Origin of the sequence: Paraburkholderia sp. MM5384-R2 (assembly GCF_014201025.1) — a bacterium.
Lineage (GTDB): Bacteria > Pseudomonadota > Gammaproteobacteria > Burkholderiales > Burkholderiaceae > Paraburkholderia > Paraburkholderia tuberum.
On the sequence record NZ_JACHDI010000032.1, the window covers coordinates 13,637 to 29,498 of the forward strand.

At 64.6% G+C, this 15,862-nt stretch carries 9 protein-coding genes; 1 reads left to right on the forward strand and 8 read right to left on the reverse strand.

The genetic code is table 11. From position 1 onward, the window contains the following. Positions 1-4: 4 nt before the first annotated feature. The 4 genes from HDG37_RS33135 to HDG37_RS33150 are packed head-to-tail and all read right to left on the reverse strand — an operon-like array spanning position 5 to position 9,359. Positions 5-1,633, reverse strand: coding sequence for an efflux transporter outer membrane subunit (locus tag HDG37_RS33135; RefSeq protein WP_184055025.1), 1,629 nt, complete (start codon positions 1,631-1,633; stop codon positions 5-7). Beyond that, positions 1,630-4,944, reverse strand: coding sequence for an efflux RND transporter permease subunit (locus tag HDG37_RS33140; protein WP_184055027.1), 3,315 nt, complete (start codon positions 4,942-4,944; stop codon positions 1,630-1,632). Before HDG37_RS33140 ends, HDG37_RS33135 begins: the two co-directional genes overlap by 4 nt. After that, complete coding sequence (locus tag HDG37_RS33145; protein WP_184055029.1) at positions 4,941-8,096, reverse strand: efflux RND transporter permease subunit; 3,156 nt, start codon at positions 8,094-8,096, stop codon at positions 4,941-4,943. The genes HDG37_RS33140 and HDG37_RS33145 overlap by 4 nt, the downstream gene beginning before the upstream one ends. A 15-nt stretch (positions 8,097-8,111) precedes the next feature. Continuing rightward, a complete protein-coding gene (locus HDG37_RS33150; protein ID WP_184055031.1) occupies positions 8,112-9,359 on the reverse strand; it encodes an efflux RND transporter periplasmic adaptor subunit in 1,248 nt (415 codons plus the stop codon). A gap of 441 nt (positions 9,360-9,800) precedes the next feature. On the opposite strand from HDG37_RS33150, the gene HDG37_RS33155 reads away from it, so the two are divergent. Beyond that, on the forward strand, positions 9,801-10,691 hold the full coding sequence (locus HDG37_RS33155; RefSeq protein ID WP_184055033.1) for a 2OG-Fe(II) oxygenase: 891 nt from the start codon (positions 9,801-9,803) through the stop codon (positions 10,689-10,691). A 188-nt stretch (positions 10,692-10,879) separates the two neighbouring features. Here HDG37_RS33155 and HDG37_RS33160 read toward each other — a convergent pair whose 3' ends face one another. From HDG37_RS33160 to HDG37_RS33175, 4 genes are read right to left on the reverse strand one after another with little or no spacing between them, the layout of a single operon-like run. Beyond that, positions 10,880-11,887, reverse strand: a complete 1,008-nt coding sequence (locus tag HDG37_RS33160; RefSeq protein WP_184055035.1) for a response regulator — start codon at positions 11,885-11,887, stop codon at positions 10,880-10,882. Continuing rightward, positions 11,887-13,011: a hybrid sensor histidine kinase/response regulator gene (locus HDG37_RS33165; protein WP_184055037.1), complete on the reverse strand. Its 1,125-nt coding sequence runs from the start codon at positions 13,009-13,011 to the stop codon at positions 11,887-11,889. The genes HDG37_RS33160 and HDG37_RS33165 overlap by 1 nt, the downstream gene beginning before the upstream one ends. Before the next feature lie 8 nt (positions 13,012-13,019). Continuing rightward, positions 13,020-14,375 (reverse strand): sensor histidine kinase, encoded by a 1,356-nt coding sequence (locus HDG37_RS33170; protein WP_184055039.1) that lies wholly within the window; start codon positions 14,373-14,375, stop codon positions 13,020-13,022. Between the two features lie 22 nt (positions 14,376-14,397). Further along, positions 14,398-15,789 carry a class I SAM-dependent methyltransferase gene (locus HDG37_RS33175; RefSeq protein WP_184055041.1) on the reverse strand — a complete coding sequence of 464 codons (1,392 nt, stop codon included), beginning with the start codon at positions 15,787-15,789 and terminating at the stop codon, positions 14,398-14,400. Positions 15,790-15,862: the final 73 nt, after the last annotated feature.

The window sequence follows — 15,862 nt, forward strand, 5'->3', positions numbered from 1 at the left end:
GTCCTTAGTCGTTTTGATCGTGCCGCACTTGCCGCGCGCCCGGCATGATAGCCGCAGACGTCGCCGATGACGTAGCCGATGAAGCAGACGCAGCCGAAGGCGAGGAAGCCGAAGAAGGTGCCGTGGATAAAGCCGCCGCCGGATGCCGCGGATCATGCAGCTCATCGGTCGACCACCCGCCGCCCAGATCGCCAAACAACGACGCCGCGTGCAGCAAGCGCGATTCCTGCACGTTCAGCGCGGTCTGCCGCGTCGTCAATTGCGTCGCTTGCGCAATCGCGACCGTCGTGTAATCGACGGTGCCCGCCTGGTATTCGTTGAACGCGATCTCCGCGCCACGGTCCGCGTCGCGCACCGCCGTTTCGAGCACGAGCGCCTGCTCGGCGAGAATGCGCAGGCCGGACAGATCGTCCTCGACGTTCTGGAACGCGCCCAGCACCGTGCCGCGATAGTTGGCAACCGCCGCGTCGTAGGCCGCCTTCGCCGCGTCGACATCCGCGCTGCGCAGGCCGCCGTCGAACAGCGTCTCGGTCGCGCTGCCGCCGAGCGACCACACGTAGTTCGCGGCCTTCAGCAGACCGGACAGCGGCGACTGCGTGAATCCGGCCACGGCCGACAGCGAGATGTCCGGGTAATACGCGGCCACCTCGACGCCGATCGCCGCATTCTGCGCGGCCATCTTGCGCTCGGCGGCGGCGATGTCGGGGCGGCGTTCGAGCAGCGTCGACGGCACGCCGACCGGCGCCGACGGCAGCGCCGGCATCGCGGTGCTATGCGTGATCGACAGCTCTTCCGGGTTCTTGCCGACCAGCACCGCGATCGCATGCGCGTTCTGCGCGCGCGCGACGCCGAGCGCGATCAGATCGGACTTCGCGGTATTCAACTGGCTGCGCGCGGTGATCACGTCGCTCGGCGCAATCGTGCCCGCGCGATCCTGCTCGGTGACGACGTCGAGATAGTGCTGATACGCGACGACCGTTTGCTGCAGCAGGTCGATGTTCGCGTCGCTGGTGCGCAGCTCGATGATCGCGGTCGCGAGCGCGACCTGCTCGGAGAGCGTCGCATTCGCGAGCGTCGCTTCGCTCGACTGCGCGCTCGCGGCGTTTTCCTCGACGGTGCGGCGCACCTGGCCCCACAGATCCGGCGCCCAGCTCACGTTGCCTTCCAGCGAGCCCGAATTGACGATGCGCGTCGCCGTACCGTTGACGAAGCTTCCCGAGGCACTGACCGAACCGCTGCTCGCGCGTTCGCGCGTCGCCGAACCGGTAGCGCCGATGGTCGGAAACAGGGCCGCGTGCGCGGCGCGCACTTCGGCGAGCGCTTGCTGGTAGTTCGCGTAGTCCACGCGCACGGTCTGGTTCGACACCGCGACGAGCGGTTCGAGTTCGTCGATCAACGGATCGTTGAACGCACTCCACCATGTGCCCTTCGGGCCGGTCGCGTTCGGCTCGGCCTGGGTCCAGCCCGGCAGTTCCGAGTACGTGGCGGGCACGCTGACCTGCGGCCGGTGATAGTCCGGGCCGACCATGCAGCCGGCGTTGAACAGCGCCAGCAGCGCGACGGCGAGCGTCGCGATGCTCGGCAACCCGGCGCGAGACCCTGTCATTCGTTCAGTCGAAATCTTCATCGTCATGCCTTCGTATCCGCTTGTCCCGGCTTCGCGTCGCGGTTCCAGCGCAGCCCCGCGGACCATCTGACCAGCCGTGCACGCAGACGGTCGAGATACAGATAAATCACCGGCGTCGTATAGAGCGTAAACATCTGGCTCAGGATCAGCCCGCCCATCACCGTGATACCGAGCGGCTGGCGCAGCGAGCCGCCCTGGCCCATGCCGACCGCGAGCGGCACCGCGCCGAGCACGGCCGCGAACGTCGTCATCATGATCGGCCGCAGACGGATCAGCGCGGCCGCGTGGATTGCGTCGCGCGCGGGCATCTGTTGCTGGCGCTGCAACTGGATCGCGACGTCGACCATCATGATGCCGTTCTTCTTGACGATACCGATCAGCAGGATGATGCCGATCATCGCGATCACCGAAAACGGCGTGCCGAAGATCAGCAGCGCGAGCGTCGCGCCGATGCCCGCGGACGGCAGCGTCGACAGAATCGTCAGCGGGTGGATCGAGCTCTCGTACAGCACGCCGAGCACGATGTAGACGACGCCGAGCGCCGCGAGAATCAGCAGCGGCACCACGCCCATCGACTGCGAATAGGCCGCCGCCGCGCCCGCGAACGAGCCGTGGATGCTCGCGGGCATGCCGATCTCGCGGATCGTTTCGTTGATCGCCGCGCCCGCCTGGCTCAGCGACCCGCCGGCCGGCAGGTTGAACGAGATCGTCGCGGCGACGAGCCCGCTCTGGTGGTTCACCTGCGTCGACGTATGGCTGTTCCTATACGAGGTCAGCACCGACAGCGGCACCATCGTTTCGGCAGCCGTGCTGTCCGCGCTACCGGTCGAACTGCCGCCCTTGCTGTTGGCGATGCTGTTGTTGGTCGAGTTCGACTGCGCGTCCGAGTTGCGCGAGTTCGTGTTCGACGACGTGCCGGTCGTGGTCGCGGTAGTCGTTGCCGATACCGTGCCGTGCGGCATCCGTGTCGCGGCCGTGCCGGTCGGATTGCCGGCGGACGTGCTCAGATAGATCCGGTTCAGCGTGTCTGGATACTGCCAGTACTCAGGCGCGACCTCCATCACGACGAAGTACTGGTTCAGCGGGTTGTAGATCGTCGACACGGTGCGCTGGCCGAACGCGTCGTACAGCACGTTGTCGATCTGATTCGGCGCAAAGCCGTAGCGCGCGGCGGTCGCGCGATTGATCGTCAGGTAGGTCTGCAGGCCGTTCTGCTGCAAGTCGGAGTTCACGTCGAGCAGCCGCCCGCGCTCCTTCGACAACGCGGCGACGAGCTTCGGCGTCCACGCAAACAGCGCGGCGGAATCGTCGCTCGTCAGCGTGTACTGGTACTCGGCCGCCGATTGCCGCCCGCCGATGCGCAAATCCTGCTGCGCCTGCAGAAAGAGCCGCGCGCCCGACACTTCGTCGAGCTTCGGCCGCAGCCGGTTGACGACCTGGGTGGCCGTTGCGTGCCGCTGCGACAGCGGCTTCAGCTCGATGTACACATTGGCGGTATTGAGCGCGCGCCCGCCGGTAAAGCCCGCGACGGACTGCACCGCCGGATCCCTTTGCACGATCGACTGCAACTGCGCGAGCTTCTTCTGCATCGCCGTGAACGAAATGCTCTGGTCGGCGATGATCTGCCCGATCACGATGCCGGTGTCCTGCTCGGGGAAGAAGGTGGCCGGCACCAGCTTCAGCATGAACACGTTGCCGACCAGCAGCGCGAACAGCAGCAGGATCACCAGCAGCGAATGATCGAGCACGGCCGTGAGCGTGCGTGCGTAGACGTCCTTGAAGCGATCGAACTGCCGCTCGATCCAGCGCGCCCAACGCGCTTTCGAATGACCGGCGTTGTCGCGGCTCAGCACGTACGCGCACATCGCGGGCGTGACCGTCAACGAGATCACCAGCGAAATCAGGATCGCGATCGACAGCGTGATCGCGAACTCATGGAACATCAGTCCGACGATGCCCGGAAACAGAATGATCGGCAGAAACACCGCGATCAGAGACAGGCTCATCGAGATCACCGTGAAGCCGACTTCGCCCGCCCCCTTCAGCGCGGCCTCTTTCGGACTCAACCCCTGCTCGATGTATCGCACGACGTTTTCGAGCACGACGACCGCGTCGTCGACGACGAAGCCGGTGCCGATGGTCAGCGCCATCAGCGACAGATTGTCGATGCTATAGCCGAGCAGATACATCGGCCCGAAGGTACCGACGATCGACAGCGGCAACGCGACCGCCGGCACCAGCGTCGCGCGCGGCGACTGCAGGAAGATGAACACGACGCCGACCACCAGCAGCACCGCGATGAAAAGCGTGCGCTCGGTATCGCTGACCGACGAGGTGACCGACTGCGAGCGATCGATCGCGACATCGACGTGCACGCTGCTCGGCAACGTCGCTTCGATCGCCGGCAGCACGTTGCGTATCTGCTGCACGGTGCTGACCACGTTGCTGCCCGGCATCGGATAGACGATCACCAGAATCGCCGACTTGCCGTTGAAGAGCCCCGCGTTGCGGATGTTTTCGTTCGAGTCGCGCACCTGGGCGACGTCGCGCAACTGCACCGGCGCGCCGTCGCGATACGCGACCACCAGATCGCGATACGGCGCCGCGTGCGTGATCTGATCGTTCGAGGTGACCACGTAGCGCTGATCGCCGACGTCGAGATGCCCCTTCGCGCTGTCGGCATTGGCCGCACTGATCGCCGCGCGCACGTCTTCCATGCCGATCCCGTAGCTATTGAGCTTGCCCGGCTGCAACTCGACGCGCACGCTCGGCAACGCGCCGCCGCCGAGCGTGATCTGGCCGACGCCCTGCACCTGCGACAGCTGCTGCTGGATCACCGAATCGGCGGAGTCGTAGAGCTGCGCTTTGGTCAGCGTGTCCGAGGTCAGCGACAGCACCATGATCGGCGCGTCGGCCGGGTTGTACTGGCGGTAGCTCGGATTGCTGCGCAAGGTGGTGGGCAGATCGGCGCGCGCGGCCTGGATCGCCGCCTCGACGTCGCGCGCGGCGCCGTTGATGTCGCGCTTCAGGCCGAACTCGACGATGATCAACGACGAGCCGACATAGCTGATCGAGGTCAGCTCCGCGACGTCGGCGATCGTCGCGAGCCGCCGCTCGAGCGGCTCGGCCACCGTCGACGCCATGATGTTCGGGCTCGCGCCCGCCATGTTGGCCCGCACGACGATCACCGGAAACGCGATGTTCGGCAGCGGCGCGACCGGCATGCGGAAATACCCGAGCGTGCCGGAGATCAGGATCGCGATCGCGAGCAGCGTCGTCGCGACCGGCCGCCGGATGAAGATCGCCGGGATGTTCACCGCGTGCCCTCCGCGCCGCCTTCCGGCGGGCGCCCGCCCGGCTCGTCGCCGCCGTTGCGCTTGGCGCGCCCGGCGCGCCAGCGGTTCACGCGCGTGGCCATACGGTCGAAGAACAGATAGATCACCGGCGTCGTGAACAGCGTCAGCACCTGGCTCAGCGTCAGGCCGCCGATGATCGCGAGACCGAGCGGCCGGCGCAGTTCCGAACCGGTGCCGGTGCCGAGCAGCATTGGCAGTGCGCCGAGCATCGCGGCGAACGTCGTCATCAGGATCGGTCGGAAACGCAGCAGCGACGCTTCGAAGATCGCATCGCGCGGCGCCTTGCCATGATTGCGTTCGGCATCGAGCGCGAAGTCGACCATCATGATCGCGTTCTTCTTGACGATGCCGATCAAGAGCACGATGCCGATGATGCCGATCACGTCGAGATCCATACCAGCGAGCATCAGCGAGAGCAGCGCGCCGATACCGGCCGACGGCAGCGTCGACAGGATCGTGACCGGATGGATGAAGCTCTCGTACAGCACGCCGAGCACGATATACACGGCAACGAGCGCCGCGATCAGCAGATAGACCTCGCTGGAGAGCGAATCCTCGAACGCCGCGGTCGCGCCTTGCAGCGACGACGTGATCGACGGCGGCAGGTCGATCGCCTGCTCGGCCTGGTGAATCTCCTTGACCGCGGTGCTCAACGATGCGCCCTTCGCAAGATTGAACGACACCGTCACCGACGGAAACTGCGCGAGATGGCTGATCACGAGCGGCGCCTTCGCGATCTGGATCTTCGCGATGCCGGCAAGCGGCACCTGACCCGTGCTGCTGGTCTGGCTCGGCAGATACAGATTGCCGATCGACTGCACGGTCGGCATCGTTTCCGGCTTCGCGACCAGAATCACGCGGTACTGGGCCGACTGCTCGAAGATCGTCGACACGATGCGCTGGCCGAGCGCATCGTACAACGCGTTGTCGATCGTCGCGGGCGTGATGCCGAAGCGCGCGGCCAGTTGCCGGTTCACTTCGACGTTCACGCTGAGGCCGTCGCTATTGAGATCGCTCTGCACGTCCGACAGCGACGCAATCTGCTTCAGGCGCGCGACGAGTTCCGGCACGTACTTCTGGAACGCCTGCTGGCTCGGTCCGCGCAACACGAAGCTGTACTGGTTCGGCGACACGGTCGTGTCGAGCGTCAGGTCCTGCGCGGGCTGCATGAACAGCTTCACGCCGGGCACGTGCGCGACTTCCTGCGCGAGCCGGCGCGCGATTTCCTGGGCGGTGTCCGAGCGCTGGTCGCGCTCGCGCAGATTGATCAGGAAACGGCCGTTGTTCAGCGTCGCATTGGTGCCGTCGATGCCCACGTACGACGTCAGCGAGACCACGTCCGGGTCCTTCAGGACCGCGTCGGCGAGCGCGCTCTGGCGCTGCACCATCGCCGCGTACGACACCGAGTTGTCGGCGACGCTGATGCCCTGGATCACGCCGACGTCCTGCACCGGAAACAGTCCCTTCGGAATCACCACATACAGGATGCCGGTCAGCACCACGGTGGCGATCGCGACCATCAGCGTCAGCGTCTGATGGTCGAGCACCCAGCGCAGGCCACGCTCGTAGGCGGCGAGCGTCTTGTCGAACAGGCCCTCGCTGATGCGCTCGAAGCGGCTCGGATGGCGCTCGGCCTGCGCGCGCAGCATCCGCGCACACAGCATCGGCACCACCGTCAGCGACACGACCGCCGAAATCACGATCGTGACCGCGAGCGTCACCGCGAACTCGCTGAACAGCCGCCCGATCACGCCGCCCATGAACAACAGCGGAATCAGCACCGCGATCAGCGAAACAGTCAGCGACAGGATCGTGAAGCCGATCTGCCCCGCGCCTTCGAGGGCGGCTTCGAGCGGCGACATGCCCTCTTCCAGATAGCGCACGATGTTCTCGATCATCACGATCGAGTCGTCGACCACGAAGCCGGTCGCGATGATCAACGCCATCAGCGACAGGTTGTCGATCGAGTAGTTGAGCTGGTACATCACCGCGAGCGTGCCGATCAGCGAGACCGGCACCGAGATGCTCGGAATCAGCGTGGCGGGCACGTTGCGCAGGAACACGAAGATCACCGCGACGACCAGCACGATCGCGAGAATCAGTTCGAACGCGGCGTCCGCGACCGACGCGCGGATCACGCCGGTGCTGTCCGACACCACGGTCACTTTCATGCCGGCCGGCAGCGTCGATTCGAGCTGCGGCAGCTCCTTCATGATCTGGTTGACCGTCTGGATCACGTTCGCGCCCGGCTGGCGCTGCACGTTCAGCACGATCGCGGGCGAGCCGTTGTACCAGGCGCCGCGCTCGACGTCCTGGGCGGCCTGGCTCACGCGCGCGACGTCGCGCATGAAGACGGGCGAGCCGTTCTGGTAGGCGATTACGGTGTCGAGGTAGTCCTTCGGATCGGTGATCTGATCATTGCCGTTGATCGTGTAGTCGAGATCGGGGCCGTCGAAATTGCCCTTCGGCTGGCTCACGTTCACATAGCTCAGCAGCGTGCGCAGATCGTCGATGTTCAGACCGTAGGCGGCGAGCTTGTGCGGGTCGGCTTCGACGCGGATCGCGGGCACGTTGCCGCCGCTCGTCGTCACGACGCCGACGCCCGCCACTTCCGAGATCTTCGTGCCGAGGCGGCTGTTCGCGACGTCCTCCAGTTGCGTCAGCGACATCGACTTCGAGGTGACCGCGAGCGTCAGAATGGGCTGGTCGGCGGGATTGACCTTTGCGTAGGTCGGCGGCGCCGGCAAGCCAGACGGCAGATAGCTGTTCGCCGCGTTGATCGCCTGCTGCACGTTCTGCTCGGCGATGTCGAGGTTCAGCGACAGATCGAACTGCAGCGTGATCACCGACGCCCCGTCCGAACTGTACGAGGTCATCTGCTGCAGGCCCGGAATCTCGCCGAGCTGCACCTCGAGCGGCGCGGTCACGGTGGTCGCCATCACCGTCGGGCTCGCGCCCGGATAAAAGGTCTGCACCTGAATCGTCGGATAGTCGACGTTCGGCAGCGACGACACGGGCAGCACGCGCATCGCGATCAGACCGACGAGCACGAGCGCGATCATCAGCAGCAGCGTCGCGACCGGGCGAAGAATGAACAGGCGGGAAATGTTCATCGGCGCGGGGGTCCGTTATGACGAGGCGGCTTCGGACGCGGCCGGCGCAGGCGATGCCGCCGCGCTCGACGCCGGCGCGGCTTCGGACGCGGCGGCGGGCGCTTTCGGGCCGGCGGCGGACTTCGGATGCGCCGGCTGGATCTTCGCGCCGTCGTTCAGACGATCCATGCCGTCCGTCACGACCTGGTTGCCGGCCGCGAGTCCCGACACGATCACCGTGTTCTTGCCGTCGCTCGGTCCGAGCTTGACCTTGTGCACGGACACCGTGCTGTCCGGATTGACCAGATAGACGAAGTCGCCCGGCGCGCCGGACTGTACCGCGGCGGTCGGCACGAGCACCGCGTTCTGCATCGTGTCGACGAGCAGCTTCACGTTGACGAACTCGTTCGGGAACAGCGTTTCGTCGTCGTTCGCGAAGGTCGCGCGCAAGGTGACGGTGCCGGTCGCGGTCGCCATCTGGTTGCTGACCGCGTACAGCGTGCCGGTCGCGATCTCGCGCGAGTTATCGCTCGAATACGCGGTGACCGGCAGCTTCGCGCCGGTGGCGAGACGCTGCACGATCGACGCGAGCGAATCCTGCGGCACCGTGAACTGCACCGTGGTCGGCTTCACGGTCGTGATGACGACGATGCCGGTCGACGACGACGCGGTCACGTAGTTGCCCGGATCGACGAGCCGCAAGCCGACCTTGCCCGCGATCGGCGCGGTGATGCGGCAATAGGCGAGGTCGAGATCGAATTGGGCGATGTTGGCGAGGTCGACCTTCACCGCCGCTTCGTCCTGCTGCACGAGGAATTGCTGATCCGCGAAGGTTTGCTGCGCGATCGACTTGCGTTCGTTCAACTGCGTATAGCGCTCGAGATCGGCGCGCGCCTGCGCGAGCGACGCGCGGTCTTTCGCGAGCGTCGCTTCCGCCTGCTGCTTGCTGATCTGATACTGGCGCGGATCGATCTGCGCGAGGAACTGGCCTTTTTGCACCTCCTGGCCTTCGTGATAGCCGACTTCGGTCAGATAGCCGCTCAGCTGCGGCAGCACGGTCACGGTTGCGATCGGCGTGACGGTGCCGAGCTCGCTCAGCGTGACCGGCATCGAACCGAGCGTCGCCTGCGCGACGGTGACGACGATCGCCGTGTTCTCGCGCACCGGTTTCTTGCGCGTCATCAGATGAACCACGACGAGCGCGACCAGCATGAGCACGACAACCGCGAAGATGATGAGCCCGCGTCGGGAGCGCTTTGGCGGCGGGGACACGGTTTCGCTCATGTTGATCTCCGGGAACGGATATTGGTGTTGATACTCGGTTGGAAGCTCGTCCGCTGACGAGACTGCGCAAAAGTGCCATGGTTCACGCGCGTTGTCATCAGTCGAACGCCTCCGGACGTGTTGTTATGAAGACGTAAGGAAGTGGGGCGAGAGCTTGAATACGGGCATGCGTGAATGTAACCGGCTTGCGCCGGCCTTGAGTTACAGGGGCGCAACATGTTGGCCGCTGGAAGAGTCCGGGGCATCGATCGGGCGGCACGTGGGGGCGGACACCCGCATGGGCCGAGTTATGGGCGCGGCGGGACATCGCAATATGCGGTAACAGACGACAGCCAACTGACAACCGGGCCGTGCGTCCAGAGTCGTCACAATCGTCCGCTATCATCGCGAGCCAGCGTCGCGCGCGCCGCGACTGTCACGACACCCCACAACCTCGCCCCGATGTCCATCACCGTCAATTTCGCAGCCGAAGTCCGCGACTGGATCGCCGCCAACCTTTCGCGCGGCGTCGCGCCCCAGGCGATCGTCAACGAACTGTTGAGCCGCGACAACGCGGCCGAGCTCGCGTCTGCGATGGTCGATGCGGTCGCATCGGCGTTCCTGTACGGTATAGCGCTGCCCGGCGACAAGCTCGAAGTCGGCGGCGCGCCGCTCAGCTACCAGCCCGAGTCGCTGCGCGTGCCCGACGCTCCGCTGATCCAACTCGGCGAGCGCAAGGTGCGCGTGCTGTCGCGGCTGCAACGACCGGCCGCCGTGCACATCGCCAATTTCCTGAGTGCCGATGAATGCGAGCAGCTGATCGCGCTCGCACAGCCGCGGCTCGACCGGTCGGCCGTCGTCGATCCAGTGACCGGCCGCGATGTGATCGCCGGTCATCGCAGCAGCCACGGGATGTTTTTCCGTTTGGGCGAGACGCCGTTGATCTCGCGCATCGAGGCGCGCATCGCGGAACTCACGGCAACCCCGGTCGAGAACGGCGAAGGCCTGCAAATGCTGCACTATGAGGAAGGCGCGGAGTCGACGCCGCACGTCGACTATCTGATGACGAGCAACGAAGCGAATCGCGAGTCGATCGCGCGCAGCGGCCAGCGCATGGGCACGCTGCTGATGTATCTGAAAGATGTCGAAGGCGGCGGTGAGACTGTGTTTCCGCAGCTTGGCTGGTCGGTCGCACCGCAGCGCGGGCACGCGCTCTACTTCGAATATGGAAACCGCTTTGGGCTGTGCGACCCGAGTTCGCTGCATGCGAGCACACCGCTGCGTTCGGGAGACAAGTGGGTGGCGACCAAGTGGATTCGTACGCGGCGCTTCGCGCCGCGCGTTCAGGCTTGAGAAGTCAGGCCTGAAAGGCAACGCTTGTCGAGGTGAAAAGGGCGTGCTGTCTGTCTGGGAGCGTGGAAAAACATTCGAACGACTCGCGCGAGCCTTGATCAGCGTCGCGCTGCTAGCCGCGGCGGGCTGCAGCGCGAAGCCGGTAGCAGGATGGGCGCGTCAGATGCCGCGCCTTTGAAGCAAGGTAATCAGAACTGCTCGATCCACGTGGCGAGGCGATCGGCGGCGAACTCGCTACCGCGCTGCGCCGGCCGGAACGCGATCGCATTGCCTTCACTTGCCGGCTGCAGTGCAACGTCATTGCCGTCGAGCCACAGAAGGCTCGCCAGCCATACCGCGTGCCCGCTCGACACCGCGTTGTTGCCCGGCTCCGCGAGAAACTCCGCGAGTGTGGCCGGCTGGTCGCACACGAGACCATCGCCTTCGCGGCGCACATTGATGCCTGCCGCGGAAAATACCCCGGCCAGCGTCGTCAGTGCGTCGCTCGCAGTCACGCTCGCGCTGCCGTGACGGTTACGCAGCGTGGCGAGGTGCGCGGCCACCGTATGACCGAACGCGCCGCTGCGGGCACTCTCGGCCGCGATCAGATCGGAGTAGTCCTGCAGCAGCCAGTCCGGCTCGGAGTTCGGCACGTCGGCGAGTACCGCTGCGGCGAGATACGTCTCGACCGGCTGAAAGCGCTCGGGCCCGATCAGCGTGGCCGACAGCGAACGCAACAGACCGATGCGAGTGGCGACCACCTGCTTTTGCAGCACGCCCAGCTTCTCGCGCACCAGCGTGTCGCGCTCCTTGCGCAGCTCGGCAAGCTCGAGCGCCTGCTTCAGCTCCATGCGCAGCGCCGTGATGTCCCAAGGCTTCTTGATGTAGCGATGGATATGACCGAGGTTGACGGCCGCGACGGTCTGATCGATTTCCGAATACGCGGTGGTCAGAATCCGCACGACATGCGGAAAGCGCTCGCTCGCATAGCGCAGCAGCTCGTTGCCGAACTCGCCCGGCATACGCTGGTCGGAGACCAGCACCCCCACCCTGTCGCCGTGCTCGTCGAGCAGCGCCTTGCCCTCTTCCACCGAGCCGCCAGTCAGGACCGGCGCCAGGCTTCCGATGGCACGCTGGAAGTACTTTACGGCGGTAGCTTCGTCATCGACGAAGATGATCGCCGGCGCCGACTCCTCTGTGGCTTTTGCTTCGTTCATCAACAACTCCTGTGCGTTTGACCTTTGATATGGGGGAAATCCAGCACTACGGTGGTGCCTCCGCACGACGTGGACTCGATCCTGAGTCCGCCGCCACAGGACTGCATGACACGGTTGCATAGAATCAGGCCCAAGCCGTTTCCCCCGGATTTCGCGTGCGTTGTAATTGGGTCCGTCAACAGGCGGTCTTTGATCTCGGGCGGAATTCCCGGCCCGTTGTCGCAGATGCCGATGCTCGGGTGGGGTTCCGTTGTCACGGTAAAGCGCACCGACGGCGACGGCACATCCGCGAGCGCGCGCAACGCGTTGGACAACAGCGACGACAGCACGAGCGCCACGCAATTCGGCTGCGTGAGCACGGCAAAGTCGCTGTCGACGTCGACCTGCACCCACGAGCGCTGCGCGGTCGTAAACGGATACGTATCGAGCAACGCCGAGATCAGCCCATGCGCGGTACTCTCGATGCGCGCCTCGTCGCCCTCCAGTTGCCGGCGCCGCCCGTTGTGGACCGAGCGCCAGAAGGACGACACCACCGCCATGCAGTACTGCGCGCTCTCGCGCATCGATTTCGCGGCGCCGAGAATTTCGCCTTCCGCATCGCGCTCCGCGTCGATGCGATCTTCGATGCTGTGCGCGTTCAACGCGATCGCCGCGAGCGGCGTGTTCAGTTCGTGCGCGATGAACGCCAGGGTTTCGTCGATGGCGATCAGGCGCTGATTCTGCATCGCGCGTTCGTGGTAACGATCAAACGCCAGTTGCAGCGTATCGCGCACTGCCGCCGGCTTCAGCGGCTTTTCGAGGATGCGGAACACCTCGCCGGTGTTGACCGTCTGCAATAACATCTCGACGTCTGCATAAGCCGTGACCAGAATCCGCACGATGTGCGGATATTCCAGCGCCACCTGGCGCAGCAGGTCGCCACCGTCACGCCCCGGCATGCGGAAGTCCGTGACCAGCACCGCGATGCGGGCGTTGTCCTGCTCGAGGATAGCGATCGCCTCGTCGCTGCTCGTCGCGAGCAGGACCTCGTAATCGGCACCTACGGTGCGCGCGAAATATTTGCAGGCCAACTCTTCGTCATCGACGTAGAGAAGAGTGGGCTGTGTCTGTCGGATGTCATTCATGGTATTTCTCAGGGTGCGGGCGACAGATCGAAACTGAATGAAGCCCAACTTCCCTGCTCGCTCTCAGCAAACAGCAGGCCGCCATGACGCTCGATCACCGCATAGCTGATCGACAGCCCGAGGCCCAGGCCTTGTCCCACTTCGCGGGTGGTAAAAAATGGCTCGAACACGCGCGCGAGATGCTCCGGCGCGATGCCCGGCCCGTTGTCTTTTACCGTCACATGCAGGCGGTCTTCGGTCCATCTGACGTTGACGTGAATCGCCGGCGCGGGCGTGGCCGCCTTGCGCATCGCCAGCACCGCATTCGACAGCAGGTTGATCAGCACGCCGATGATGGCCGCCTCGTCGCCCTGCACCAGCGTATCCGCGGGCAGCTCGCGCGTGACGGTGACGCCGCGCAATTCATGCCCGACGAGCCGGATCGCCGAATCGAGCGCCTTTTCGAACAGGAACGGCGTGCCCAGCTCCGCCTCGGCGCCGGGCTTGCGATACGCGAACGTCTTCAGGTCCGACACGATGTGCTGGATCCGCTGCATGCCCTGCCGCGCATCGACCAGACATTCCTGCAGTGCCGGCTCCTTCTTCGAGATCGGCTCTTCCAGCGCAACCTCGATCGCCATCAGACAAAAGTTCACCGGGTTGTTCACTTCATGCAGCAGGCCGGCCGCGAGCGTACCGATCGCCGCCATTTTTTCCTGCTGCAGCAGTTGACCCTTGATGTCGAGCAACTGCCGATTGATCACTTCGAGTTCGGCGTTCTTCGCGGAGACCTCCGCGTTTTTCTCGGACACCTCGGCCTTCAGGCGAAACAGCATGAAGCGCACGCGTTCGTTGAAAAACGTGTAGACGGCACTTGCGGCAGCGGCGAACAGAAGGAGCAGAACATTGACGGTCATCGTGCCGAGCGGCACGCCGTCATGCGGAGGCAACAGGCAGGCCAGCAGATACAGAAAGCAGGACAGCACGCCGAACACGAGGTTTTGCCACAGACCGAATGGCAACGCAATGCCGGACGCGAAGATGGCCAGATTCAGGCCCATGTAGTAGGGCGACAGAACACCATCGGTGCGCCAGATCATCCATGAAATCATCGCCTGCGGCAGCAGCAGCCAGGACAGCGTCAGCCATGGAGTAAGCCGCCGCCCCATGCTGGTGTCGAGCAAGGCGATGATACCGCCGATCATCAACGACACGAGCAGGCGCGCGAGCGCGAACGACGTCTGATACTGCGGATACTGCGCGTAATCCAGCCCCACGCCGAGCAGCACGAGCGCAATCGCCGTGCACGCGCCGCCCCGGCTGAACGTGACGCGAAAGTCGGCCAGCTCGGTTTGATAGCCGCTCTGCAGGGGACTGGTAGTCATGAAAAGGGATGTCGACACGGTTTCAGAGGATCGTGGCTTCCGCGAACACATTCACCCCGGTCTGGTCGACGTAGAGCTTCTGGTCAGTGGAGTTGGCGGGAAGCAGCGAGCTCATGCCGCTTTCGTTCCGATAAATCAGATACCACTCGAGCAGATGCTCCATCCCGTACTTCTCCGGATTCGCCGAATGGACGTTGGTGACCAGCAACTGGCCGCCAGCTCGCGTGCGAGCGGCGAAGTAACTCAGCAGACGCGCGCAGACCTTGTCCGACAGATAGTCGAACAGACCCGCGCAGTACACCGCGTCGAATTCGCGCGCGGAGGGGTCCGTTGAAATTTTACGCTTGAGCAGATCGTGCACCGACTGATGCACCATTTGCACCGAGGCCTTATGGCCCGCGGCATTCGCCGAGCTTTCGATCGCGTCCTTCGTAAACGCCAGCGTTTCCTCGCTGAAGTCGACCAGCTCGAAAGACAGCAGCTCCGGATGCGGATATTCGCGCACGAAGCGCTGGATCTCGAAAGCGGGCCCGCAACCGACGTTGAGGATGCGCAACGGCCTGCCGGCAGCGCGCGCCGCTTCGGCCTGACGCGTCAGAAAGTCGATCAGCAGCGTGATGCGGTTGCGGTGCGCAGTCGCGACCGCCGCGTGCAGGAACGCGGTATTGACGATCTGGAAGTATGTGGTCGGTCCCTGCTGCGGATCGCCGAGGATCTGGTTGACCATCTCGTAGTCGCCGGCATAGCCGAGCGGCTTGGTGAACGTGCGGTAGACGAATGGCGCGCGCAGCAGCAACGGATGCAGTGCCGCTTGCGCATACGTGCGATGCACGGGTGCGGTCTCGGCGTCGACGCGCTCGGCCTCATCCTCCAGGCGGTCGAGGAAGAACTTGATCTTGAGCATGATCGGCGTGGCGAGCTCGTAGAACAGGTCCTCGCGCAGCCTGCCTTCTTCGGTCTTCGGCAAGCTCTCGGTCAGGTCGACCTGCTCCACCCAGCGTGACACTTCCGACAGGAATGCGCGCATCTCGTTCACGACGATCTGATAGTCGCGCCGGATATTGAAGCGCGCGTCCCAGTCGCTAATAAAGAGTTCTGCTTCCCGGCCGACCGACTTCGCTTCATTGGGCAGAACGCTAAGCTCGCGCCATTCGTCGATGAGTGCCAGCGAAACCACCGCGGTCAGACCGGTGTTCACCAGACTCACCACCACCGCCTTGCCGAGATAGGCATTCTTGGTGCCCATGCGCACGCTCAGCTCGCTTAACACCTCGCTGACCTGCACGATGGAATAGGGGTTATAGACCTCCATGACCAAAGACTTTCTCTGGAGGTTAATGATCGTCCCACGCACGTGCTCGCGCTGCGAGTTGCGGAAGCTGATCACCGGGTCGATTTGCGTTTGAGAGTACACGGTATTAGTACCTGAGGAATCCGGGAACGCAGCAGGGTGTTGGAGAAGTCCAGTGAATGGCTGCCGCACGCAC